The following is a 23,999-nucleotide window of genomic DNA, read 5'->3' as shown; positions in this document are numbered from 1 at the left end:
TGGGGCGTAGCATGCAGGTATGTCACACGGCGACGACGACTACGTCCGTGCCCTGGCGGCGGCGGTACGGCACTCCACCGCCTGGCTGCGAAGCCTTCCCGGCCGGCGGGTGGGACCGGCGGCGGCAGCCCACGACCTCACGGATTCCTTCGGCGGGCCGATGCCCCGGGGCGGCATGCCCGCCGAGGATGTGGTGGACCTCCTGGCAAGGACGGCGGAACCGGGTCTGATGGCCATGCCCTCCGGCCGGTTCTTCGGCTGGGTGATCGGCGGGACCCTGCCTGCCGCCCTCGCTTCGGACTGGCTGGTCAGCGCCTGGGACCAGAACGCCGGGCTCCGGTATGCCACCCCGGCCATGGCAGCGATCGAGGAGAGCGCAGGCCACTGGCTCCTGGAGTTGCTGGGGCTCCCGTCCGGTGCCGACGTGGGCTTTGTTACCGGTGCCACCATGGCCAACTTCACGGGCATGGCCGCCGCACGGTGGCGGTTGCTTGCGGACGCCGGCTGGGACCTGGACCGCGACGGGCTGTTTGGCGCTCCGCGGATCCGCTGTCTGGTGGGGCGGGAACGGCATGACACCGTGGACCTCGGCCTCCGCTACCTGGGCCTGGGCAAGCCCGCGGTAGTGGATGCCGACAGCCAGGGACGGTTGATCCCGGGAGCTTTGGACGCGCTACTGGCTGAAGGGTCGGGCCCCGCATTGGTCTGCCTGCAGGCGGGAAACCTCCATTCGGGCGCCTTTGATCCCTTCCCCGAAGCGATCCGTGTTGCCCGGAAGCATGGCGCATGGGTGCACATCGACGGCGCGTTCGGCCTGTGGGCAGCGGCAGCGCCCGAGCTGCGGAGCCTGACCCGCGGTTACGAGGAGGCTGATTCGTGGGGCACCGATGCCCACAAGACGCTCAACGTGCCTTACGACTGCGGCATAGCCATCGTCAGGGACGCTTCAGCCCTCCGTTCGGCCATGGGCCTGCACGCCAGTTACCTGGTGCACGACGCCGAAGGGCCCGGCGATCCGTTCGAGAAGGTCCCCGAACTGTCGCGGCGCGCACGCGGCGTTCCCGTCTGGGCGGCGCTGAAGAGCCTCGGCAGCGACGGCGTCGCAGCACAGGTGCGGGGGCTGGCTGCGGCTGCCGCGGACATCGCAGCAGGCCTCGCCGGGGAAGAGGGCGTGGAGGTACTGAACGACGTCGGCTATACCCAGGTGTGCCTGGCATTCGGCGACGACGCGACCACCCGCGCAGTGACCGCGCGGATCATCGCCGATGGCAGGGTGTGGATGTCCGGCTCCCGCTGGCGGGACCGGGACATCCTGCGCGTCTCGGTCAGCAACTGGCATACCTCGGAAGACGAGGTCCGGACTGCCGTGGACGCGGTCAAAGCCGCGTTCTCCGCCGTGCGCGGCGGCTGACCGCTGCATAGTGCCCACCGCCCGGTGTGCAGGAGAAAGCCGTGCCCGGTTGGGTATTACGTGCCGGGCATCTGGCCGGGCTCCGGCAGTGCATGGGCAGGCGGCAGTCCCTCCAGGGTGCGGCCGGCGAGGGTGCTGGCAACCCAGAGTGACCGCGCCAGGTCGCCGCGGTGGCCTGGCTGCCCGACGTACCCCAGCGCGTTTGCCACCTCCCTGGCAAGGGCCCACTCCCGCGCGGCGTCAGGGTCAAGCCCGGCAGCGGCGCTGAAGTCCGCGCAGCGCTGCCGCAGGCCGGATTCAGGCTGGTTCAGCGGCAGCTCCTGCAGCCGGTTCCACAACAGCGGCGCCAGGCCGAACTCCGCTTCGCCGACCATGGGCTGCGGATCGATGGCGGCGAAGGCTTCAGCCATTGGCCTCCCAGCCGTTGCTTCACCATCCGGCCTGGCCAGGATGTTGAGGAAGTGCAGGTCCGTGTGGACCAGAACGTCCCGCCCCGAGCGACGCCCCACCGCGCCCCGCGTCTGGCACACCTCAAGCGCCGCTTCCAGCAGCCACCGTGGAAAGGGGCGGCCGAGCTGTTCCCAGTCCGCGGGGAGGTCGTCGCTCCACTGTTCGGCGCGAGCGGCAATGTGCTCGAATTCCCGCCACTGCGGCCGGTCGTCCGGAACAAGGCTCAACTGCCGCACAAGCCCGCCCCACACGGCCGCGGCGTCAGCCATGGGGACGCTAGCCAGGGAGCGCACTGCGTCCAGCCTTTCGAGGAGCATGGAACAGGTGCCGGCGTCGGCCGCCAGCAGTGCGACGGCGCCGTGCCCGCCCCATAACGCCAGCGCATGCCGCTCAACGCGCGCTTCCTCGTGCGGGAAGGCGATCTTGAGGGCTGCGGGCCGGCCGTCCTCCCGGCGTACCGGTACCACTACCGCGCCGTGGCCGTTCCACGGCAGTGAGCCAGGGGCGAGGTCCGGCACGAGCCGCCACCGCTCCAGCAGGCCCGCAGTGACGCCGGGCAGGGAAGCGAGCCACTCCCGTCCGGCGGCGGTGCGGGCGTAGCGCACGGAAAGGTCCGGCGGGACTGGTACTGCCGTTGGCTGGCTCATCAGTCCCAGCCTAGGTGCATCGGGCCCTGCCGTGTGGCCTGCACGCATCAGCGGACGGCAGGTTCCCTACACGACACCCGTGGCGCCGAGCATGGTGCCAATGCTGAAGGTGGCAGCGAGTGCCAGGGCGCCGCCCACCACCACCCGGACTGCTGCCCGGGTTTTCGACCCGCCGCCAATCCAGGCACCCAGCGTCCCTGTCAGCGCCAGTGCCACCAGGACAGCGGCGAAGGTCAGGGGAACCCGGATCCCGGGCGGGGGGAGAAGGATCGCCAGCATCGGCAGTATGGCGCCGATGACAAAAGCCACGGCCGAGGCGAAGGCTGCGTGCCACGGACTCACGATGTCCGTCTCGTCGATGTTGAGTTCGGCGGAAAGGTGCGCCGCCAGGGCGTCGTGGGCTGTGAGCTCCTCAGCGACCTTCCCGGCCGTTTCCGGGCTGAGGCCCTTGGCCTGGTAGATGGCGGTGAGTTCGGCGAGTTCCTCTTCCGGTTCCTCGGCCAGCTCCCGGCGTTCCTTCTCGATCAGGGCCCGCTGGCTGTCGCTTTGGCTGCTCACGGAGACGTACTCGCCGAGTGCCATGGACACCGCTCCGCCCACCAGCCCGGCGGCGCCGGCGGCGAGGATGGGACCCGTTTCGGAAGTAGCTCCTGCCACACCCACCACGATCGCCGCGACCGAGACAATGCCGTCGTTTGCGCCCAGGACACCCGCCCGGAGCCAGTTCAGCCGTTGGGCGATGTCTGTTCCATGCGGTTCAGTCTCCATATGGCGGCGGAGTTCGGGGCTCGCGGCGTCCGTGCCCGCAGGCTGGGACGGGTCCTGTGCATCCATGCCTTCAGCAAACCATCAGAACCCCGCCGGGGCCACCCCCTCGGCAGGCCGCCGCCATGGCCCACGGGAGTTCACGTTCCGGTGGATGCGGGAGCAGGGCTGGCCGGAAGCTCCGGAAGCCGGTCCTCGTCGAGCGGGAGGCCGGGAACCGGCCCTACACCGCCGTCCCAGTGGGCAGCGCGCCGCGCGGCGGACTGCAGGGCGGCGATCGCCCAGCTCCGCAGACCGCCGTCTGCCTGCGCAATGACATCCCCGTAGGCGGACAGCGACGCAACTTCCAGGCGGGCCAGTCCGTCGCGGGGGTTCGCGAGGAAGCCCGGGTCCAGCACGAAGCCCGGCGGCTGCGCGGGCGGGGCGCTGCAGGCGGCACGGGTGTGCGCCGCGGCCTGGGCAGCGAGTTCCCGGTGCTGCCCCAGGAAGGCCTCCGCTGCCGGAGCATCGCCAGCGCCAAGGCGTGGGAGTGCAGCCTGGTAGGCGTAGAGGCCCTGCTGCTCGGCCGCCACAGCTGCGGACAACGCACTGCCCAGTACAGCAGACATGCCCGCGGCAGATGGTTCCTGCCCTGCGGCAGCGGGTGCCGGAAGGATTGACGGACAGGCTGACGCCGTAGAATCGCTCGCCGGCGCGCCCGCGGCCGGAGAAACTGCCGCACCGGCATGGGGAAGCGTTTCCGCGGGGACGCCCGCGGCGGCGGCAAGGTCCTCCGCCGCGAGCAGCTGGGCGGTGCCGGCACCGGCCAGCAGCCGTGCCATCCCGCCGTCGGCCGTTGCCGCATCGGTCAGGCGCTGGACACCACTGGCCGAGAGCGCGGAAGCCAGCCCTGCGAGCGTGGGCTCCGCCGTCGTTGCCGCCCCGGCGGCCGGACCGGACTGGCCGGACGGCAGGGTAGTGGCAGACGCCGGGTCATCCTCCGCGGCGGAAGGATCTGCCGGCGAAAGGAGGGCGCGGGCCTGCAGGGTCAGCAATGTCACAGTCTTGTCCGCGGCGGCCGGGCCTGCGCCGCCGCCTGCTGCCGCGCTGGCTGAAAGCCGCCCGGCCGCAGCACGCAGATCCAGCGAATCCTGCAGGGCGGCCGCCCTGGCCTGCTCGGAGAACGGGGGATCCGCGGGCGCCGGCGGATCAGCGGGAATCAGCGAGAAGCCCAGGCTGAGCACAACCAGGGCTGTGAAGGAAATAACGGCGTACCGGAAATAGCGCAGCTTTGGGCGGTTTTCCGGATCGTCTTCTTTCACAACAGACCATGGTGTCACGACGCCGGGGGATCTCCGCCCCACCGGACCGGTAAAATAGCTACGCTAGTACACACAACATCATCTATAAGGGAGGCGGCGCGGCATCGTGAGCAACGCAGAAGCCACGGCTTCATCAGACCAAACCGGAACGGGTAAGGCTGAAGCCGCCCCCGCACACAACCCGGAAGCTGACCGGCTCCGCGCACTCCTTGAACCCGCGGTCCAGGCCAACCGCCTTTACCTGGAAGACGTGGCCATCGTGGCCGGTTCCCACCGGGTAGTCCACGTCGTGGTGGACCTTCCGCAGGAGGAAACCGGCGGCGTCAGCCTTGACGTCATCGCCGACATCTCAAAAATCCTCTCCGACGTCCTGGACAACGATCCCGGAGACGACGGCCGGCCCTATGACCTTGAGGTGTCCTCTCCCGGCGTCGGGCGCCCGCTGACGGAACCGCGGCACTGGCACCGGGCCAAGGGCCGCATGGCCAGGATCAACGTTGTCCAGGGCGAGAACGTCATGGGCCGGATCACGTCGGTGGACGGTGACGGAGTCACCATCGTGCCGGAGATCGCCGTGAAAAAGGGCATGAAGCCCAAACAAGGCGACCCCATAAAACTTCCTTTCGACAGGATCCGCAACGGAAAAGTCGAGATCGAATTCAGCCACCTCAATGGGGATGGTCTGGAACCTGGACACAATGGACCTTCTGAGGAGGCCTGATGGATATTGACATGAGCGCACTGAGACTTCTGGAGCGTGAGCGTGAAATCCCGCTGGACCTCCTGATCCCCACCATTGAGCAGGCGCTCCTGGTGGCGTACCACAAGTCGCCCGGCGCCTTCGAAAAGGCCCGTGCCGAGCTGGACCGCAAGAGCGGCCATGTGACCATCTGGGCTGTGGAGATTGACGACGACGGCGCCCCCATCGGCGAGTTCGAGCACACTCCCGAAGGCTTCGGCCGGATCGCTGCCAGCACCGCACGCCAGATCATCCTTCAGCGCCTGCGCGACGTTGAGGACGACAACGTCCTGGGCGAGTTCAAAGGCCGTGAGGGCGAACTGGTCTCCGGCACCATCCAGCAGGGCAACAACCCGCACATGATCCAGGTCAACCTGGGTTCCGTGGAGGCGCTGCTGCCGCCGCCGGAGCAGGTTCCCGGGGAAAAGTACATCCACGGCAACCGGCTGCGTGCGTTGGTTATCGACGTCCACCGCGGCTCCAAGGGCCCGTCCGTCACCCTGTCCCGGTCCCACCCGGGCCTCGTCCGCAAGCTCTTCGAACTCGAAGTGCCCGAAATTGCGGACCGCTCGGTCGAGATCGTTGCCCTGGCCCGCGAAGCCGGCCACCGCACCAAGATTGCCGTCAAGGCAAACGTTCCCGGCATCAACGCCAAGGGTGCCTGCATCGGCGAAATGGGATCCCGGGTCCGCGCCGTGATGACCGAACTGAACGACGAAAAGATCGACATCGTCGACTTCAGCGAGAATCCGGCTACCTTCATCGCCAGCGCCCTTTCGCCGTCGCGCGTGAATTCGGTCACCATCACGGATGAAGCCACGCGTTCGGCGCGCGTGGTGGTCCCGGACTACCAGCTGTCCCTGGCCATCGGCAAAGAGGGCCAGAACGCCCGGCTGGCGGCCAAGCTGACCGGCTGGCGGATCGACATCGTGTCCGACGCCGCGGCTGCCCGCGATAACTGAACAGATTTCGACGCCCTCCCGTCCTCGAATCGCACGCGCAGTTTCGGGCAGACAGGCCGGGAGGGGCTAGAATAGTAAAGACCGCGCCTAACGGCCGGCAGCCGTGCGCCCTGGGCGTGCCCCATTCCGTTCACACCGGAGGAAGGCCGTCCGAGGCCAGCAGATATGAACGTCAGGAAGATGACCGTGCCAGTAGCAAGCGGGAATCAGCCGGAGCGTACCTGCATCGGATGCCGGAAGAAGGGTGCGCGGAATGAGTTACTCCGGCTCGTCGCCGAAGGCAGCGGATCAAACGCTGTCCTGGTGGATGAACGACGCCGGATGGCTGGCCGGGGTGCATGGCTGCATCCCAGCGAATCGTGCCTGGCTCTGGCGTTGAAGCGGCGAGCATTCGGACGTGCCCTGCGGGGAGCGACCGGTACCGCCGCCGTCGAACGCCGGATCACGTCAGGTCCGAGCGTTGCACGCGTTCCGGCAACTGCAACACCAATCGTCCAACCTGAAAGCGGGTCAGAAAACTGATGGAAACCCGATGAGTTCCCAGCGATGAGTGCGCAACGATGACAACTTTGTTGCGCTCTGCAATGGGCCCTTCTGCAGCATTTGCGGCTTGGGCCCGCAGTAAGAAGTAGACGGTTCGTGCCTGGCTCGGTGCGGACCGAGACAGGAGAAATGTGGCCAAGGTCCGCGTACATGAGCTCGCCAAAGAGCTCGGTATTACTTCCAAAGATGCAGTGACAAAACTGCAGGAACTGGGCGAATTCGTTCGCTCTGCCTCTTCAACCATTGAGGCCCCCGTTGTGCGCAAACTGCGCAACGCCTTCCCCGACGCCGCCCCCAAGGCTGCCGCACCGGCAGCCGCCCCCAAGGCAGCCGCTCCGGCGGCAGAGGCGCGTCCTTCAACACCGGCACCCGGTCCGGCAGCTCCGAAGGCTCCGGCCCCCAAGGCTGAGGCTCCCGCTCCGGCTGCACCGGCACAGGCGGCTGCTCCGGCAGCCCCCGCTGCCAGCGCCCCCGCAGCTCCGGCTGCACCCGCCCCGGCCGCTCCGTCCACCGGAGCGAAGCCCGGCGCACGCCCGGCACCCAAGGCTGAAACCCCCGCTGCACCTGCCCGCTCCGGCGGCTCGGGGCAGGGCGGCTCGGCTCCCCGTCCCGGCGGTCCCCGCCCGGGCAACAACCCCTTCGCCACGTCCCAGGGCATGCCCCGCGGCCGCGGCGGCGACGGCGAGCGTGCTCCCCGTCCCGGCAACAACCCGTTTGCCACCTCACAGGGCATGCCCCGTCCGGGTGGAAGCCGCACCGACGGCGACCGTCCCGGTGGTCCGCGTCCCGCAGCAGGTGCCGGCGGCCCCCGTCCCGGTGGTCCGCGCCCCGCAGCAGGTGCGGGCGGTCCCCGTCCCGCAGCAGGTGCCGGTGGCCCCCGCCCGGGTGCACCGCGCCCCGGTGGCGCCGGCGGGAACCGTCCTACTCCCGGCATGATGCCCAACCGCACTGAACGTCCCGCACCCGCTGGTGCAGGCCGTCCCGGTGCCGGTGGCCGTGGTCCCGGACGCCCCGGTGGCGCTCCCGGAACCGGCGGTCCCGGTGGCGGCGGCGGTGCTCCCGCCGGCGGTGGCTTCGGCAAGGGCGGCCGCGGCCGCGGCGGCACCCAGGGTGCCTTCGGCAAGGGCGGCGCCGGACGTGGCAAGCAGCGCAAGTCGAAGCGTGCAAAGCGCCAGGAACTTGAGCAGATGAGTGCCCCGTCGCTGGGTGGCGTGAGCGTACCCCGCGGCGACGGCAACACTGTGATCCGGCTGCGCCGCGGCTCGTCCATCACGGACTTCGCCGACAAGATCGAGGCAAACCCCGCCGCGCTGGTGACCGTCCTCTTCCACCTCGGTGAAATGGCCACGGCCACGCAGTCGCTGGATGAAGAGACCTTTGCCCTGCTGGGCGAGGAGCTTGGCTACAAGCTCCAGGTTGTGTCCCCGGAAGACGAGGAGCGCGAGCTGCTCTCCGGGTTCGACATCGACTTCGATGCCGAACTCGAAGCCGAAGGCGACGAAGAACTTGAGGCCCGTCCTCCGGTTGTCACCGTCATGGGCCACGTGGACCACGGTAAAACCCGCCTGCTCGATGCCATCCGCAAGTCCGACGTCATGGCCGGCGAGCACGGCGGCATCACCCAGCACATCGGTGCCTACCAGGTCACGCACAACCACGAAGGCGACGACCGCAAGATCACCTTCATCGACACCCCCGGCCACGAGGCGTTCACCGCCATGCGTGCCCGTGGTGCGAAGGTCACCGACATCGCCATCCTGGTGGTTGCAGCGGACGACGGCGTCATGCCGCAGACCGTTGAAGCCCTCAACCACGCACAGGCGGCCAACGTGCCGATCGTGGTGGCCGTGAACAAGATCGACAAGGAAGGCGCCAACCCGGACAAGGTCCGCGGCCAGCTGACCGAGTACGGCCTGGTTCCGGAAGAGTACGGTGGCGACACCATGTTCGTGGAGGTCTCTGCCCGCCAGAACCTCAACATCGACGAGCTGCTCGAGGCCGTCCTGCTCACCGCGGACGCTGCCCTGGACATGCGCGCCAACCCGAACAAGGACGCCCGCGGTATCGCGATCGAAGCCAACCTGGACAAGGGCCGCGGTGCGGTTGCCACCGTCCTGGTTCAGTCCGGTACCTTGCGCGTCGGCGACACCATCGTTGCAGGCACGGCCCACGGCCGCGTCCGCGCAATGTTCGACGACGACGGCAGCGCCCTGACCGAGGCCGGCCCGTCCCGCCCCGTGCAGGTGCTGGGTCTCTCCAACGTGCCGCGTGCAGGCGACACCTTCTTCGTGACCGCTGACGAGCGCACCGCCCGCCAGATCGCCGAGAAGCGTGAAGCAGCCGACCGCAACGCCGCCCTGGCGAAGCGCCGCAAGCGCATCAGCCTGGAAGACTTCGACCAGGCAGTGGCCGACGGCAAGATCGACACCCTCAACCTCATCCTCAAGGGTGACGTGTCCGGTGCCGTGGAAGCCCTCGAAGACGCCCTGCTCAAGATCGACGTCGGCGAAGGCGTGCAGCTGCGCGTCATCCACCGCGGTGTTGGTGCCATCACGCAGAACGACGTCAACCTGGCAACAGTGGACAGCGCCGTCATCATCGGCTTCAACGTCAAGCCTGCCGAGCGCGTTGCCGAACTGGCAGACCGCGAAGGCGTGGACATGCGCTTCTACTCCGTCATCTACTCGGCAATCGATGACATCGAGATGGCGCTCAAGGGCATGCTCAAGCCGGAATACGAAGAAGTCCAGCTGGGCACCGCCGAGGTCCGCGAAGTCTTCCGCTCCTCCAAGTTCGGAAACATCGCCGGCTCGATCGTCCGCTCGGGTGTTATCCGACGCAATTCGAAGGCACGCATCAGCCGCGACGGCAAGATCATCGGTGACAACCTCACCGTTGAGACGCTCAAGCGCTTCAAGGACGACGCCACCGAGGTCCGCACGGACTTCGAGTGTGGTATCGGCCTTGGCTCGTACAACGACATTAACGAAGGCGACATCATCGAGACCTTCGAGATGCGTGAGAAGCCGCGCGTCTAGGCTGTTCCAGCCTTAAAGGGTGCGGGGTCGTTGGGATTTTTCCGGCGGCCCCGCCCCTTCGCTGGGTGGCCAACGTCTTACGACGTCGGCCACCCAGCTTCGGCAGGCCCGATGCCACTCCCAGGCCGCCGGAAAAAATCCCAACGTGGGTCCGTCTTAGGCCCGCCTAGAGTGCGTGGCATCAATCGAACGTGGGTACGTCAGCTGCAACACGCCGTCGTACGTTCCAAATTTTTTAGGAGTTGTTCATGGCTGATCCGGCACGTGCTGCCAAGTTGGCGCAGCGGATTAAGGTTGTTGTTGCTGAGGCCCTGGGCCGGAAGGTTAAGGATCCCCGGCTGGAGGGCATTACTGTCACCGATGCCCGGGTGACCAATGATCTGCAGCATGCCACTGTCTACTACACCGTTTTTGGCGACCAGGCCGTGCAGGCCGATGCCGCCAAGGGACTGGAGAAGGCCAAGGGGGTGCTTCGGCAGGAGGTTGGCCGGAACATTACCGTCCGCCTGACTCCCAGCCTCGAATTCGTGGCCGACCAGATTCCCGTGGTTGCCTCCAACCTCGAGGAACTGCTGCGGGAGGCTAAGAAGCGTGACGCCGAGGTGGCCGCCCTTGCCGCCAAGGCACAGCACGCCGGCGACGCCGACCCCTACAAGAGCGACGCTGCAGCAGAGGTGGACATCGACGAGGACGACTTCGACGAAGAGGACCTTGACCTCAGCGACGACGGGGAACTCGACGAAGACGGCCACAAGTAAACCGTCAGCACGGCAGAAGGCCCGGACCGCCCATGCGGTCCGGGCCTTCTGCTGTACCGGTGACTGTTCCTTTCCCCGTTACAGGCCTATTTTGATGACCTTGCCTTGAGTGGGATCAGCGAAACTGAAGCCGGCTGTGGCATAGAGCGAGTTACCGCGGATTTCCACTGCAGCCGGGCCGTCGATCGCGAGGAACTGCTTCCTGTGGCTGGCCGAATCATCGATCTCAATGATTTCGTTGCCGAACATCGATGCAACGTACACGTCGCCGTCGTCAGCGATGGCCAGGCCCGTGGGGCTCAGTAGGTCCTCCGCCCACACCTTCGTGCTGCCGGTGGAAGGGTTCACGCGGAAGATGGCCCCCCGGGCTCCCAGGGAAGGATCCTCCGGTCCGCCGGGAAGGGTGGTGACATACAGCCGGCCGTCCGGGCCGAATTCCAGATCCGTCGGGACCGGTTCAAAGGCGTATTCGTGGCCCACCACGCACGCAGGAACCTCTACGGTGGTCCCCTCCATATCCACGGGGATCCTGGTCCCGGCGGGGATCACTGCTGGCTGGGGCGGCAGGACTGCCAGCGTGGAAACGTCACCCGAGTCCAGGTCCACTTCCAGGATGGCGTTTGCGCCCGCGTCCGCGATGTACGCTGTATCACCCTGTATGGCAACGCCGTAGGGATGCGAGTCGAGGCCGCCCTGGTACCGGGCGGGCGGGAAGGCGGGCCACTCTGCCAGGCATGCGTCCGTAACCTCGGGTCCAAAGCCGTAGTGCTGGGCGCCGTCCGGGTTCTTTTCCCGTTCGTAGCCGGCGAGGTCGGCCAGATCATCGATATCACCCTGTGGGTCGATGGCCTTCAGCCAGCCCTGGAGAGCGGCCGGATCACCTCCTCCGGCGCCTGCGCTCTCCACGAAGTACCGCGTTCCGTGCCGGGTTTCCACGCCTCCAACGTCCCACCCCTCTTTCCCCTGGTAGAGGGCAGTGGTGCTTCCGTCGTCGTTGACGCGGCTGAGCAGTCCGGCGAAATTCTGGGTGACCAGGACGGTCTCTTCGTCGTAAGTAACAGTGAGGCTCAGGGGCCCCACCAGCCCCTCCGCCAGAGTGCGCGGCGTCGAATGCTCGGGGTCGGAACCGGCCAGTGCGGGTCCGGCGGGAACAACCATCGCCGCAACAGCGATACATGCGACGATCGGAAACTTTGTCTTCATTGGATACTCCGGTTTGGCGCCCTTGACGGGCCGGATAGGGAGCCTCCTTGCGGGAGGCAGGAACTGCGGAAACCCCCCGGCGCCAGAGTATTCCTGCAAGGTCGGAATGTCGCCGGGATTTCCCCCTATCCGCCCCCTAATGTCATCCCCTAACGGCAGCCCCAATGACTAGGATCTAGCTATGAACGAGCCGAATGACACGGACCACACCGCGAAGTACCTCGAGCAGGCCGTGGAGCTGGCCACCCGGAACGTCGGCGCAGGAGGAGGACCGTTCGGCGCGCTGGTGGTGACCGCCGACGGGCGGGTGCATGAAGGCGTCAACCGCGTAACCCTGGACAACGATCCCACCGCCCACGCCGAAGTGGTGGCCATCCGCGCCGCAGCAACGGCCATAGCCAACTATGACCTGCAGGGAGCGGTCCTCTATGCCAGCTGCGAGCCCTGCCCGCTGTGCCTGGCGTCCGCACTGTGGGCAAGGATCGACCGCGTCTACTTTGCCGCGGACCGCCACGGCGCCGCAGCCGCAGGTTTCGACGACGCAGTTTTCTACGAGTACTTCGACGGGACCCGGCCGGAACTGTTGCCCGTCACCCGAAGCGACATCCCGTCGTCGCACGCGCCGTTCCAGGCGTGGGGGGACTTCGCGGGCAGGAAGGAATACTAGGAATGGAACCCGCACTCACCTCCTGTCCGGCCTGCGGCAAGACCAACAGGGTCCCGGCCCAGGCGGCAGGCAGGCCCCGCTGCGGCAGCTGCAAGGCGGAACTGCCCTGGATCGTGGCCGCGGGGGATGCGGACTTCGCGGCCGTCGCGGAGCAGTCACCCGTTCCCGTGCTCGTGGACTTCTGGGCTGCCTGGTGCGGCCCCTGCCGCATGGTGAGCCCGGTGCTGGACAAGCTGGCCCGGGAACGGCCCGGCCGGATCAAGCTCGTCAAGGTGGATGTGGACAAGTCGCCGGGCCTGTCGCGGAGGTTCGACGTCCAGGCGATTCCCACGCTGATGGTGATGGTTGACGGGAAAGTGGCCGCCCGCCAGGCAGGGGCGGCCCCCGCGGAGGTACTCCGTTCCTGGCTGGACGGTGCGCTGGCGGGACGGGCAAACTAACTGCGCGCCTACGGCAACCGGCCTGCCCGGCCAGACCAGCTGAACTAACCCTGCCCGGTCCGGCCCGGCAGCCGGCCCAGCCCCTCCACGAGATCCTCCTGCCGTCCGCACAGGGCCACCCGGACCCACCCTTCGCCGATGGAACCGAAGGCCGTTCCCGGCGCCAGGGCAACGCCCGAGTCTGCAAGGAACCGCCGCACCCACCCGCGGACGTCCCCGCCGGTGGCATGGGAGACATCCGCCCACAGATAGAACGCCCCCTGCGCCTTAAGGTAGGGAATTCCCTTGGCGTCCAGGACGGCGGCCGCCGCATCGCGGTTTGCCAGGTAATGCCCGTGCGCGTGCTGCACATAGTCCTGCGGCCCGGTCAGGGCAGCGAGTGCAGCGTACTGGGACGGTGAAGCGACGCAGGAGACAATCGCCTCCATCACATTGTCCATTTTCTGCTTGATGCCGGGCGGGCAGATCAGCGCGCCGATGCGCAGCCCGGTGAGCCCGTAGGTCTTGGACAAGGTCAGGGAGGTGAAGACGCGCGCGTCACCCGGCGCATCGCCGTCGAACCTTGCGGGGCTGACGTGCGGCACATCGTAGGTGAAAGCCTCATAGCATTCGTCGGAGATGACCCAGAGGTCGTGACGGCGGGCCAGATCCATCAATTCCCGGGTCAGGTCCTCGCCCAGCACGGCGCCGAGCGGGTTGGAGGGGGAGTTCAGGACCAGTACCCGCGTGCGGTCAGTGACGAGCGCCTCGATGTCCGCGGGCCGGGGCTGGAAGCCGTGGTCCGGGTAGAGCGGGTAGCCCACGGGGACGGCGTTCAGCAACCGGGCGGTCATCGCAAAGGTGGGGTAGCCGGGGTTGGGGACCAGGATTTCGTCGCCGGGGGAGAGCAGCAGGCTCATGGCAAAGTGCAGGCCCTGCTGGGCGCCGTCCACCACGTACACCCGGTCGGCGCCGATGCTGTCGATGCTGCCGCGGCTGGTGCCGGCGCGTTCGCGAAACCGCGCCGCGAAGGCTTCCCGCAGGGCCGGGAGGCCGGCGTTCGGAGTGTAATTGGTCTCATCCCGGTCCAGGCATGCCATGGCTGCTTCCAGCACATGCCGGGGGACCGGAAAGCCAGGCTCGCCGATGCTGAGGACCAGGGCGCCGGGGGTGCGCCACGCGGCCTCGGTGATTTCGCGGATCTGGTTGACGGGCACGTCGCGGACATGGGCGGCAAGCTCAGGCATGCCTGCCATCCTAGCTGGCGGTGGAAGTGCCTCCGGAGTGCCGGTGCCCGGGCGTGGGCAGGGGCCGGGACCAGCGCCGATATACTGGGAGGCGTGCTTTCTGGACTGGTGATAGTGGACAAGCCGCAGGGATGGACCAGCCATGATGTGGTTGGCCGGATGCGGCGCCTCGCAGGTACCCGGAAAGTAGGGCACGCCGGAACGCTTGACCCCATGGCCACCGGCGTCCTGGTGGTGGGCATCAACAAGGCAACCCGGCTGCTCACCTACATCGTGGGCACCTCCAAGACCTACACCGCCACCATCCGCCTGGGCCAGTCCACCGTGACGGACGACGCCGAAGGCGACGTCATTGCCACGGCCGGCACGTCCGGGGTCAGTGAGCAGGGAATCCACGACGGCGTTGCGGCCTTGACGGGCGACATCCAGCAGGTGCCCAGCAGCGTCAGCGCCATCAAGGTCAACGGGGAACGCGCCTACGCGCGCGTGCGGTCCGGTGAAGACGTGAAACTTGCCGCCCGCCCTGTCACCATCCACAGGTTCGAGGTGCACGCCATCCGGCGGGACCCCGAGGCAGACGTCGTGGACCTGGACGTCACCGTTGAATGCTCCTCCGGCACGTACATCCGCGCCCTCGCCCGGGATTTGGGCAACGCGCTGGGAGTGGGCGGACACCTCACCGCGCTCCGCAGGACCCACGTGGGCCCCTACTCCCTGGACCAGGCCCGCACCCTGGACCAGCTGGCCGAAGAGCTCAACGTCCTGGAAATGTCGCAGGCTGCCCGGGCCCTGATGCCCAACCGCGAGCTCAGCGCAGAAGAAACCACCGAGATCTCCTTTGGCCGGCGCATCGCGGCCGGCGCCGCCCCCGGAAGCCCAGCCGCTGCCACCGCCGACCACCCCGCAGCCGCTTTCGCGCCGGACGGAAGCCTGGTGGCACTGTTGGCCGATGCGGGCAGCTTCGCCAAACCCGTGCTGGTGTTCGCCCCCGGCAACGGCGCCCCGCCGGTCCGCAACACGGGGGAGGGGTGACGGTGGACGCGTATTTCTACATCATCCTGGTGGTCGGACTCCTGTCCACGGCGGTGTGCCTTGCGGCGGGCATCCTTCGGAAGGCGCCGAACGATGTCACGATCTTGTCCGTCGCCGCGGTGGAGGTCGCGCTCCTCGTCTACCTGGTGGGATCCGTCATCCGGGTGGTTGCCGGCGAGCCCATCGCCGGCGAGGCATGGGAGTTCTGGGGCTACCTTGTCACCGCCATGCTCCTGCCCCCTGCCGCCGTCTACTGGTCCATCCTGGAACGGACCAGATGGAGCAACTTTGTCCTGGCCGCCGTCGGCGTTACCGCGCTGGTCATGGCGGCCCGAATGAACCAGATCTGGTACTGAAGTGGAAGAAGCACCCAACGTGAAAGACCAGCACACCACAACCACCGGGCCCGACCACGCGGGCAGCAGCGCCTCGAACAGCCGGAACACCGGTCCTGGGCGGCTGCTGATCGCCGTCTACGCCGTCTTTGCGATTTCCGCCTCGGCGAGGGCGGGCTACCAGATCCTCACCAAGTTCTCCGAGGCGCCGCTCGCGTACCTTCTGTCCGCCTTCGCCGCCGTTGTGTACGTTGTGGCCACCGTCTCACTGGCACGGGCCGGAAGCACCTGGTTCAAGGTTTCGGTTGCCGCGGTGCTGGTGGAACTTGTCGGGGTGCTGGTGGTGGGCGCCCTGAGCCTCTTCGACCCCGTCCAGTTCCCGCATGAAACCGTCTGGTCCCTGTTTGGCCGCGGCTATGCCTTCATCCCCCTGCTGCTGCCCATCCTGGGGCTAGTGTGGCTGTACCGCCGCCGCCCGGGTGCGCGGGCCGCTGCCTGAGGCACATCTTCCCACCAGGCCGCGGCCGCTGACGGCTCCTGTAACGGCGCCTGCAAGTGCGGCTGGAAAATTGTGCCGGAACCCTTGTCCGAAAACATGAAGTATGCTTCACTGTTTCGTGTGGAGGGGAGTATCCCCCGAATGCCTCGTCGTCAGTCCGGCCGCCCCTGAGCGGCCCGGCGGGGCAGGCTCCCGCCGGGGGCCGGGAAAGACCTCCAGTTGGTACATCTGACTGGAAGCAGGTTCCCACTGATGAACGTTCCCCTATGGGCCTGGCTGGCCGTACTTCTCTTCATCGTCCTGATGCTTGCCCTTGACCTCTTCGCGCACCGCAAAGCCCATGTGATCGGGGTGCGGGAGGCAGCACTATGGTCCGCGGTCTGGGTGGCCTTCGGAGTCGGCTTCGGCGTGCTGGTGTGGCAGGTCTACGGCGCCGAGTATGGCCAGCAATACTTTGCCGGTTACCTCATCGAGAAGTCCCTTGCCGTGGACAACGTCTTTATCTGGGCCATCATCTTCACCTACTTCGCGGTACCCCGGGAATACCAGCACCGCGTCCTCTTCTTCGGTGTCCTGGGCGCCCTGGTGTTCCGTGGCATCTTCATCGCCGCCGGCGCCGCCATCATCGCCAGTGCCGGCTGGGTGCTGTATATCTTCGCCGCGTTCCTGCTCGTCACCGGATACCGGATGATCCGGCACCGGGACGACCACCTGGACCCGGAAAAGTCCCGGGCGTTGAAGCTGTTCCGCCGGCACGTACCCATGACCAATGATTTCCACGGGCAACGGTTCCTCATCCGGCGTGGCGGCGTCCTCCTGGCCACCCCGCTGCTGGCGGTCCTGGTCCTCGTCGAGGTCACGGACATTATCTTCGCCGTCGACTCCATCCCTGCGATCTTCGCCGTCACCGATGACGTGTTCCTGGTATTCACCGCTAACGCCTTCGCCATCCTGGGCCTCCGTGCCATGTACTTCCTCCTGGCGGACCTCATCCACCGGTTCATCTACCTCAAGACCGGCCTGGCGCTCGTCCTGATCTGGGTGGGCATCAAGATGTTCCTGAAGATCGACATCTACTACATCCCCACGCCGATTTCCCTTGCCGTCATTGCCGCGATCCTCCTCGTGTCAGTGGCAGCAAGCCTGTGGGCAACCCGGGGCCAGGGGCGCCGGCCGCTTCCCACGCCGGAGCGTGCACCGTTCGGAACCGCATCACCTGAGGAAATGCGTGCCCTGGAACCGTTGTGGCGGCGCGGGGTGCCAAGCAGGGCCGACCACCCATGACACCAGGAACGACGGAGCATCCATGACAGCTGAGCGTTCCGGCGGAAGCGGCCTGGAAGCTTCACGTCCAGGCGGGCCCGCCCGGCCCGCCTGGACGTTCCTCACCAACCACGGGCACGTCCTGCTGTCCGTGGCAGGGGATCCGGACATCCTGGTGGCAGACATCGCCGAGCGGGTGGGTATCACCACCCGGGCCGCCCTCCAGATCCTCAAGGACCTCGAAAGTGCGGGCTACCTCCAGCGGGCGAGGGTGGGCCGCAGGACCCACTACACCATCCGCCCGCATCAGCATTTCCGGCATCCCGCAACTGCCGCGCAGGAAGTGGACGGCCTGCTCCGCCTGTTTGCCGCACCGGCTCCGGACGAGGGGCCGGCAGCGGCGGCGGAACAATAACAGCCCGGACCCCGCCCTTCCCGTCGTCCGGGCGGGCTCCCGAATGCAGGTAATCTTAGAGAGTTCCGCGGCCGGTACCAGGCCCGAACATTGATACTTGCAAGCGGTTAAGGCGAGGGTGATGGTCTACATCTGGAACGATCCGTCCGAGGTCCCGGCGGACTTCGGCCCATCTGTTGTCACCATCGGGAACTTCGACGGCGTTCACCGGGGACACCAGCAGGTGCTGTCCGAACTGATCCGCACGGCCCGGATCACAAGGTCCAAAGCCGTTGTGGTCACCTTCGACCCGCACCCGGCACAGGTCCACCGTCCCGAGTCCGCGCCTGAACTGATCATGGGGCTGCAGGACAAGCTGGAGGCGCTGGGGGAGTTGGGCCTGGACGCCATCCTGGTCATGAAGTATTCGCTTGACCTGGCCAGCCTCACCCCCGAGGAATTCGTGGAGCAGTACCTGGTGGACTGCCTGCATGCCGGCCATGTTGTGATCGGCCACGATGTACGCTTCGGCCGCGGCAATTCAGGGGACCTGGACACCATGAAGCAGCTCGGCCGGAAGTTCGGGTTTGAGGTGCAGGTGATCAGCGAGTTCGGCTCCGAGGGCTACCCCCTGCATGACGACGACGGCACGGACCGCCGCTGTTCCTCCACCTGGGTGCGGGAAGCCCTGCAGGAGGGTGACGTTGCCACGGCGTCCGCTGTCCTGGGACGCCCGCACCGGATGCGCGGCGAGGTTGTGCACGGCGCCGCCCGCGGCCGTGCGCTCGGTTTCCCCACCGCCAACCTGGCCAGCAACGCCAGCGGACTGATTCCTGCCGACGGCATTTACGCGGGCTGGCTGGTGGACCAGGCAGGGACCCGGTGGCCGGCGGCCATCTCAGTGGGCTCAAACCCCACGTTCGACGGCGTCAGCCGCCAGGTGGAAGCCCATGTGATCGACCGGCCCAAAGAGGACGTGGAAGACTTCGATCTGTACGGCCAGACAGTAGTTGTGGAATTCGTTGCCCGCCTCCGGGGCATGGTGGCCTACCGTGGGCCTGAAGCACTCGTGGAGCAGATGCGCCTGGACGTCGTCCAGGCACACGAGCTGCTGGCCAGGCGCTAGGGGCGCCCACCAGGGAAAGGCAGCACCGTGTCCGTCGAAAAGAACACCCGGAAGCTGGACAAGGGCATTGTCCGCGACTTCAGTTCGCGGATGAGCTACTCCTCCTACCTCCAGCTGCCAACCCTCCTCAGCGCGCAGCAGCCGGTCAGCGAGCCCGAGCACCACGATGAGATGCTTTTCATCATCCAGCACCAGACCACGGAGCTGTGGCTCAAGCTGGTCCTGCATGAACTGCGCAGCGCGGCGGCCTGGCTGCGGGCCGATGACCTCGGATCAGCGCTGAAGGGCATTGCCCGGGTCAAGCACATCCAGAAGACCCTGACCGAACAGTGGTCGGTCCTGGCAACGCTGACCCCCACCGAGTACTCCCAGTTCCGCGGCTTCCTGGGCAACTCCTCGGGCTTCCAGTCGAGCCAGTACCGGGCCGTGGAGTTCGTGCTGGGCAACAAGAACCGCAAGATGCTCCCGGTGTTCGAGTCGGACCCGGATGCCCACGCCATGCTGGAGGAACTGCTGGCAGCCCCCAGCATCTATGACGAATTCCTGGGCTACCTCGCCCGGCAGGGCTTCGACGTTCCGGCGTCGGTCCTCCAGCGGGACGTGACCAGGGCCCACGAGTACACGCCGGCCCTGGTGCCACTCTTCAAGCACATCTACGAGAACGCCGCAGCCAACTGGGGCGCGTACGAGGCCTGCGAGGAACTGGTGGACCTTGAGGACAATTTCCAGCTGTGGCGGTTCCGGCACCTCCGGACGGTACAGCGGACTATCGGCATGAAGGCGGGCACCGGCGGCTCGAGCGGCGCGGCCTTCCTGCAGAAGGCGCTGGAACTGACGTTCTTCCCTGAACTGTTCGCAGTCCGGACGGAAATCGGCCAATGAGCACGCACCAGGGGGCGCTCCGCCCGGGCACCAACCACCAGCCGGTCCACGGGAAGGCGGCCATCACTTTGCAGCAGCGCGCGGAAGAGCTGGACAGCCATGATCCGCTGGCCCACTACCGCCACCACTTCATCGGCTCGGACACCCCGGTGTCCTACCTGGACGGCAACTCCCTGGGCCGGCCCCTCAAGCGGACCGCCGACGACGTCGCCGCCTTCATCCGCGACGACTGGGGCGGCCGCCTCATCCGCAGCTGGGATGAACGATGGCTCGCGATGCCCCAGGCCATCGGTGACCAGCTGGGCCGGGCAGTGCTGGGAGCGGCTCCCGGCCAGACCATCATTGCGGACTCCACCACCGTGGTGCTGTACAAGCTGATCCGTGCCGCCCTCGCCGCGGTGGCCGACCCAGACCGCAACGAGCTGGTCCTGGACACCGAAAACTTTCCCACGGACCGCTACCTGGTGGAGGGCATAGCGCTGGAGGAGGGACTCACCCTCCGCTGGATCCAGGCGGATCCGGCCGCCGGGGTCACCGTTGACCAGGTGCGCGAGGCAACCGGCCCGCGCACCGCCGTCGTCCTCCTCAGCCAGATCGCCTACCGTTCCGGCCACCTGGCGGACCTTCCCGCCATCACGGCCGCAGTGCACGACGCCGGCGCACTGGTGGTGTGGGACCTGTGCCATTCCGCGGGGTCGGTGGAGATCGGGCTGGACGATGCGGGCGTGGACTTCGCCGCCGGCTGCACCTACAAATACCTCAACGGGGGACCGGGGTCGCCGGCTTTTGCCTATGTTAACCACCGGCACCTGCCGTCGCTCAACCAGCCGATCTGGGGGTGGATGGGCCGCAAGGACGCCTTTGAGATGGCTGCAGGATATGAGCCGGCCGCCGGGATCCGGGGCTTCCTCAGCGGAACGCCCGCCATCTTCGGAATGATCGCCATGCAGGGCACCCTGGACCTGATCGAGGAAGCGTCCATGGCTGCCATCCGGGAGAAATCGGAGAAGCTGACAGCCTTCGCCGTCGAGGTTTTTGACGTCCTGCTGGCTCCCCTCGGGGCGGAGCTGGCAACGCCGCGGGATCCCGCCCGGCGGGGCAGCCACATCACGGTGGACCACGCGGAGTTTACCAAGGCAACAGTGGAGGCGCTCTGGGACGGGGACGTCATTCCGGACTTCCGTGCTCCGCACGGCATTCGCGTGGGCCTCTCTCCGCTGAGCACCAGTTTCCGGGAGGTCCTGCAGGGCATGGAGGCCATGCGGAAGCGCCTCCAGGCATAGCGCGGGCACTGTTTCGACAAGATTAGGCACCGGCCGGTAAACTGAACGATGGATCCGGCTGCAGTCCGTGGCGGCTGGTTCCTGTTGCGTACGGCGCTGACCGGTTTCCGGTTGCCAGCCGCGGCAGCAGACCCGGCAGTGAAGTACTGACCTGGGCCCTCACGGCACATCCCAAGGAGATATTGTGGCACTTGACGCCGCTGTAAAGCAGTCCATCATCAAGGAATACGCAACCGGCGAAGGTGACACCGGTTCACCCGAGGTCCAGGTTGCTGTCCTGACCCAGCGGATCAAGGATCTGACTGAGCACATGAAGGAGCACAAGCACGACTACCACACCCAGCGCGGTCTGCTGGCCATGGTTGGTCGTCGCAAGCGCATGCTGAGCTACCTCAAGAAGACTGACATCGCCCGCTACCGTTCGCTCATCGAGCGCCTCGGCCTGCGCCGCTAGTCACACTTTGGGGCGGCCCTTTCCTCCGTGGAACGGGCCGCCTTCTTCACCTGAATAACTAAACAGGAGGATCAACCGCATCACGCATTCGCGGTCCTCGGTAGTGATCCCCGGGAACGGCTTCCTTGACGGAAGCCCCGGCCCGTGGGTCTCGATCGATGACCGGGTGCAGGGCCAGTAGACAGATGCTGGCTGGGTTGATGCGGCTGGACTTCCGTAAAACAGAAACGGAGGTGACTCTCTTGGAGGGTCCCGAAATCCAGTTCTCAGAAGCAGTCATTGACAACGGCCGATTCGGCAAGCGGGTCATCCGCTTTGAAACCGGCCGCCTTGCCAAGCAGGCAGCCGGCGCGGCAATGGTGTACATCGACGACGACACCGCACTGCTGTCCGCCACCACCGCGGGCAAGCATCCGCGTGAAGGCTTCGACTTCTTCCCGCTGACGGTCGACGTCGAAGAGCGCATGTACGCTGCCGGCCGCATCCCGGGCTCGTTCTTCCGCCGCGAAGGACGCCCGTCCACCGAAGCCATCCTGGCCTGCCGCCTGATGGACCGCCCGCTGCGCCCCGCCTTCATCAAGGGCCTGCGCAACGAGGTCCAGATCGTGGTGACCGTGCTGGCCATCAACCCGGACGAGCTCTACGACGTGGTGGCCATCAACGCCTCCTCCATGTCCACCCAGCTCTCCGGCCTGCCGTTCTCCGGGCCCATCGGCGGCGTCCGCGTTGCCCTGGTTGCCGACGAAAACGGTTCACAGTGGGTTGCTTTCCCCAAGCACTCCCAGCTGGAAAACTCCGTGTTCAACATGGTGGTTGCCGGCCGCATCGCCGGTGACGACGTCGCCATCATGATGGTGGAAGCCGAAGCCACGGACAACTCCTGGAACCTCATCAAGGAACAGGGCGCCACCGCCCCCACCGAAGAGGTTGTCTCCGAGGGCCTTGAGGCCGCCAAGCCGTTCATCAAGGCATTGTGCGACGCCCAGGCCGACCTCGCCGCGCGTGCAGCCAAGCCGACCGTCGAGTTCCCGGTCTTCCTCGACTACGAGGACGACGTCTACGCCGCCGTTGAGGCCGCTGCCGCCGAGAAGCTCACCGCTGTCTTCCAGATCGCTGACAAGCAGGAGCGCGACAACGCTTCGGACGCCCTGAAGGACGAGGTCACCTCTTCGCTGGCCGGCCAGTTCGAAGGCCGCGAGAAGGAGCTGTCCGCAGCGTTCCGCTCGGTCACCAAGCACGTTGTGCGCCAGCGCATCCTCAAGGACCAGATCCGCATCGACGGCCGTGGCCTGACGGACATCCGCCAGCTCACCGCCGAGGTTGAGGTCCTGCCGCGCGTCCACGGCTCGGCCATCTTCGAACGCGGCGAGACCCAGATCATGGGTGTCACCACGCTTAACATGCTGAAGATGGAACAGCAGATCGACTCGCTGTCACCGGTCAAGACCAAGCGCTACATGCACAACTACAACTTCCCGCCGTACTCCACCGGCGAGACCGGCCGCGTGGGCTCGCCCAAGCGCCGCGAAATCGGCCACGGCGCCCTGGCCGAGCGCGCGCTCGTGCCGGTCCTGCCGTCCCGCGAGGAGTTCCCGTACGCCATCCGCCAGGTGTCCGAGGCTCTCAGCTCCAACGGTTCGACGTCGATGGGTTCCGTCTGCGCCTCCACCCTGTCCATGCTGAACGCCGGTGTGCCCCTCAAGGCCGCCGTCGCCGGTATCGCCATGGGCCTGGTGTCCGACCAGGTTGACGGCCAGACCCGCTACGCGGCCCTGACCGACATCCTCGGTGCCGAGGATGCCTTCGGCGACATGGACTTCAAGGTTGCCGGCACGTCCGAGTTCGTCACGGCCATCCAGCTGGACACCAAGCTCGACGGCATCCCCGCGTCAGTGCTGGCAGCAGCCCTGAAGCAGGCCCGCGAAGCCCGCCTGCACATCCTCGAGGTCATCGACTCCGCCATTGACACCCCGGACGAGCTCTCCGAGTTCGCGCCGCGCGTCATCGCCGTGAAGATCCCCGTGGACAAGATCGGCGAGGTCATCGGCCCCAAGGGTAAGATGATCAACCAGATCCAGGAAGACACCGGCGCCGACATCTCCATCGAGGACGACGGCACGGTCTACATTGGCGCCACCAACGGTCCGTCTGCCGAGGCAGCACGCTCCGCCATCAACGCCATCGCCAACCCGCAGGTCCCGGAAATCGGCGAGCGCTACCTTGGTACGGTCGTCAAGACCACCACCTTCGGTGCCTTCGTTTCGCTGACCCCGGGCAAGGACGGCCTCCTGCACATCTCCGAGCTCCGCAAGCTGGCCAACGGCAAGCGCGTGGACAATGTCGAGGACGTCGTCTCCGTCGGCCAGAAGGTCCAGGTGGAAATCACCAAGATCGACGACCGTGGAAAGCTCTCCCTCGCCCCCGTAGTTGCCGAGGAAGAAGGCGCCGCGGCCGAGACCGAGCGTGCCCACGCCACGGAACCTGCTGAAGGCGCTGACGTCTAGCATTCCGCCTTGCGGGCACGGCCTGCAGGTTGAAGTATGAATCGGCGGGGCGGGGGGGGGGTCCCCCCCCGCCCCCC

The 23,999-nt window shown here is 67.0% G+C and carries 23 protein-coding genes; 18 read left to right on the top strand and 5 right to left on the bottom strand.

Going from position 1 to position 23,999, the window contains the following annotated elements; genetic code table 11:
• The first annotated feature begins 19 nt into the window (after nt 1–19).
• The gene (locus HTS88_RS12450) at nt 20–1,411 is read left to right on the top strand and encodes a pyridoxal phosphate-dependent decarboxylase family protein (RefSeq protein ID WP_174178804.1); all 1,392 of its coding nucleotides are present in this window, start codon (nt 20–22) and stop codon (nt 1,409–1,411) included.
• A 56-nt stretch (nt 1,412–1,467) separates the two neighbouring features.
• Here HTS88_RS12450 and HTS88_RS12445 read toward each other — a convergent pair whose 3' ends face one another.
• From HTS88_RS12445 to HTS88_RS12435, 3 genes are all read right to left on the bottom strand, one after another.
• Nucleotides 1,468–2,508 (bottom strand): aminoglycoside phosphotransferase family protein, encoded by a 1,041-nt coding sequence (locus HTS88_RS12445; RefSeq protein ID WP_174178802.1) that lies wholly within the window; start codon nt 2,506–2,508, stop codon nt 1,468–1,470.
• 66 nt (nt 2,509–2,574) lie between these two features.
• A complete protein-coding gene (locus HTS88_RS12440; protein ID WP_174178911.1) occupies nt 2,575–3,276 on the bottom strand; it encodes a VIT1/CCC1 transporter family protein in 702 nt (233 codons plus the stop codon).
• 137 nt (nt 3,277–3,413) lie between these two features.
• Entirely contained in the window at nt 3,414–4,574 is a 1,161-nt protein-coding gene (locus HTS88_RS12435; protein ID WP_251425139.1) for a DUF4439 domain-containing protein, read from the bottom strand.
• Between the two features lie 106 nt (nt 4,575–4,680).
• Here HTS88_RS12435 and HTS88_RS12430 point away from each other — a divergent pair, with 106 nt between their 5' ends.
• From HTS88_RS12430 to rbfA, 5 genes are all read left to right on the top strand, one after another.
• Nucleotides 4,681–5,295, top strand: coding sequence for a ribosome maturation factor RimP (locus HTS88_RS12430; protein ID WP_174178800.1), 615 nt, complete (start codon nt 4,681–4,683; stop codon nt 5,293–5,295).
• Nucleotides 5,295–6,275 (top strand): transcription termination factor NusA, encoded by a 981-nt coding sequence (gene nusA / locus HTS88_RS12425; protein ID WP_066274794.1) that lies wholly within the window; start codon nt 5,295–5,297, stop codon nt 6,273–6,275. The genes HTS88_RS12430 and nusA overlap by 1 nt, the downstream gene beginning before the upstream one ends.
• A 165-nt stretch (nt 6,276–6,440) precedes the next feature.
• A complete protein-coding gene (locus HTS88_RS12420) occupies nt 6,441–6,797 on the top strand; it encodes a DUF448 domain-containing protein (RefSeq protein WP_174178798.1) in 357 nt (118 codons plus the stop codon).
• 152 nt (nt 6,798–6,949) lie between these two features.
• Nucleotides 6,950–9,856, top strand: a complete 2,907-nt coding sequence (infB, locus tag HTS88_RS12415; RefSeq protein WP_174178796.1) for a translation initiation factor IF-2 — start codon at nt 6,950–6,952, stop codon at nt 9,854–9,856.
• Between the two features lie 248 nt (nt 9,857–10,104).
• Nucleotides 10,105–10,614, top strand: coding sequence for a 30S ribosome-binding factor RbfA (gene rbfA, locus HTS88_RS12410; protein ID WP_174178794.1), 510 nt, complete (start codon nt 10,105–10,107; stop codon nt 10,612–10,614).
• A 78-nt stretch (nt 10,615–10,692) separates the two neighbouring features.
• Here rbfA and HTS88_RS12405 read toward each other — a convergent pair whose 3' ends face one another.
• Nucleotides 10,693–11,817, bottom strand: a complete 1,125-nt coding sequence (locus HTS88_RS12405; RefSeq protein ID WP_174178792.1) for a ScyD/ScyE family protein — start codon at nt 11,815–11,817, stop codon at nt 10,693–10,695.
• A 181-nt stretch (nt 11,818–11,998) separates the two neighbouring features.
• On the opposite strand from HTS88_RS12405, the gene HTS88_RS12400 reads away from it, so the two are divergent.
• Nucleotides 11,999–12,484 carry a nucleoside deaminase gene (locus HTS88_RS12400; protein ID WP_174178790.1) on the top strand — a complete coding sequence of 162 codons (486 nt, stop codon included), beginning with the start codon at nt 11,999–12,001 and terminating at the stop codon, nt 12,482–12,484.
• Nucleotides 12,485–12,486: 2 nt separating this feature from the next.
• Nucleotides 12,487–12,924 (top strand): thioredoxin, encoded by a 438-nt coding sequence (trxA, locus tag HTS88_RS12395; RefSeq protein ID WP_174178788.1) that lies wholly within the window; start codon nt 12,487–12,489, stop codon nt 12,922–12,924.
• A 44-nt stretch (nt 12,925–12,968) separates the two neighbouring features.
• Here the strand turns inward: trxA and HTS88_RS12390 are convergent, their stop codons facing one another.
• The gene (locus HTS88_RS12390) at nt 12,969–14,150 is read right to left on the bottom strand and encodes a pyridoxal phosphate-dependent aminotransferase (RefSeq protein ID WP_174178786.1); all 1,182 of its coding nucleotides are present in this window, start codon (nt 14,148–14,150) and stop codon (nt 12,969–12,971) included.
• Nucleotides 14,151–14,243: 93 nt separating this feature from the next.
• Here HTS88_RS12390 and truB point away from each other — a divergent pair, with 93 nt between their 5' ends.
• From truB to HTS88_RS12340, 10 genes are all read left to right on the top strand, one after another.
• On the top strand, nt 14,244–15,182 hold the full coding sequence (truB, locus tag HTS88_RS12385; protein ID WP_174178784.1) for a tRNA pseudouridine(55) synthase TruB: 939 nt from the start codon (nt 14,244–14,246) through the stop codon (nt 15,180–15,182).
• A 2-nt stretch (nt 15,183–15,184) separates the two neighbouring features.
• Nucleotides 15,185–15,538, top strand: coding sequence for a hypothetical protein (locus HTS88_RS12380; protein WP_174178782.1), 354 nt, complete (start codon nt 15,185–15,187; stop codon nt 15,536–15,538).
• A gap of 19 nt (nt 15,539–15,557) precedes the next feature.
• Nucleotides 15,558–16,016, top strand: coding sequence for a hypothetical protein (locus tag HTS88_RS12375; protein WP_174178907.1), 459 nt, complete (start codon nt 15,558–15,560; stop codon nt 16,014–16,016).
• Nucleotides 16,017–16,268: 252 nt separating this feature from the next.
• The gene (locus HTS88_RS12370; protein ID WP_174178780.1) at nt 16,269–17,300 is read left to right on the top strand and encodes a TerC family protein; all 1,032 of its coding nucleotides are present in this window, start codon (nt 16,269–16,271) and stop codon (nt 17,298–17,300) included.
• Nucleotides 17,301–17,322: 22 nt separating this feature from the next.
• A complete protein-coding gene (locus tag HTS88_RS12365) occupies nt 17,323–17,694 on the top strand; it encodes a helix-turn-helix transcriptional regulator (RefSeq protein ID WP_174178778.1) in 372 nt (123 codons plus the stop codon).
• A 121-nt stretch (nt 17,695–17,815) separates the two neighbouring features.
• Nucleotides 17,816–18,799, top strand: a complete 984-nt coding sequence (locus tag HTS88_RS12360; protein ID WP_174178776.1) for a bifunctional riboflavin kinase/FAD synthetase — start codon at nt 17,816–17,818, stop codon at nt 18,797–18,799.
• A gap of 27 nt (nt 18,800–18,826) precedes the next feature.
• A complete protein-coding gene (gene kynA, locus HTS88_RS12355) occupies nt 18,827–19,681 on the top strand; it encodes a tryptophan 2,3-dioxygenase (protein ID WP_174178774.1) in 855 nt (284 codons plus the stop codon).
• A complete protein-coding gene (kynU, locus tag HTS88_RS12350) occupies nt 19,678–20,964 on the top strand; it encodes a kynureninase (protein ID WP_174178772.1) in 1,287 nt (428 codons plus the stop codon). The genes kynA and kynU overlap by 4 nt, the downstream gene beginning before the upstream one ends.
• 184 nt (nt 20,965–21,148) lie before the next feature.
• Nucleotides 21,149–21,418, top strand: coding sequence for a 30S ribosomal protein S15 (gene rpsO, locus HTS88_RS12345; protein WP_013600532.1), 270 nt, complete (start codon nt 21,149–21,151; stop codon nt 21,416–21,418).
• A gap of 242 nt (nt 21,419–21,660) precedes the next feature.
• Entirely contained in the window at nt 21,661–23,922 is a 2,262-nt protein-coding gene (locus HTS88_RS12340; RefSeq protein ID WP_174178905.1) for a polyribonucleotide nucleotidyltransferase, read from the top strand.
• Nucleotides 23,923–23,999 lie beyond the last annotated feature (77 nt).

The sequence above is a fragment of the Pseudarthrobacter oxydans genome, from assembly GCF_013314975.1.
Lineage (GTDB): Bacteria > Actinomycetota > Actinomycetes > Actinomycetales > Micrococcaceae > Arthrobacter > Arthrobacter oxydans.
This window is presented reverse-complemented; position numbering and strand designations above follow the sequence as displayed.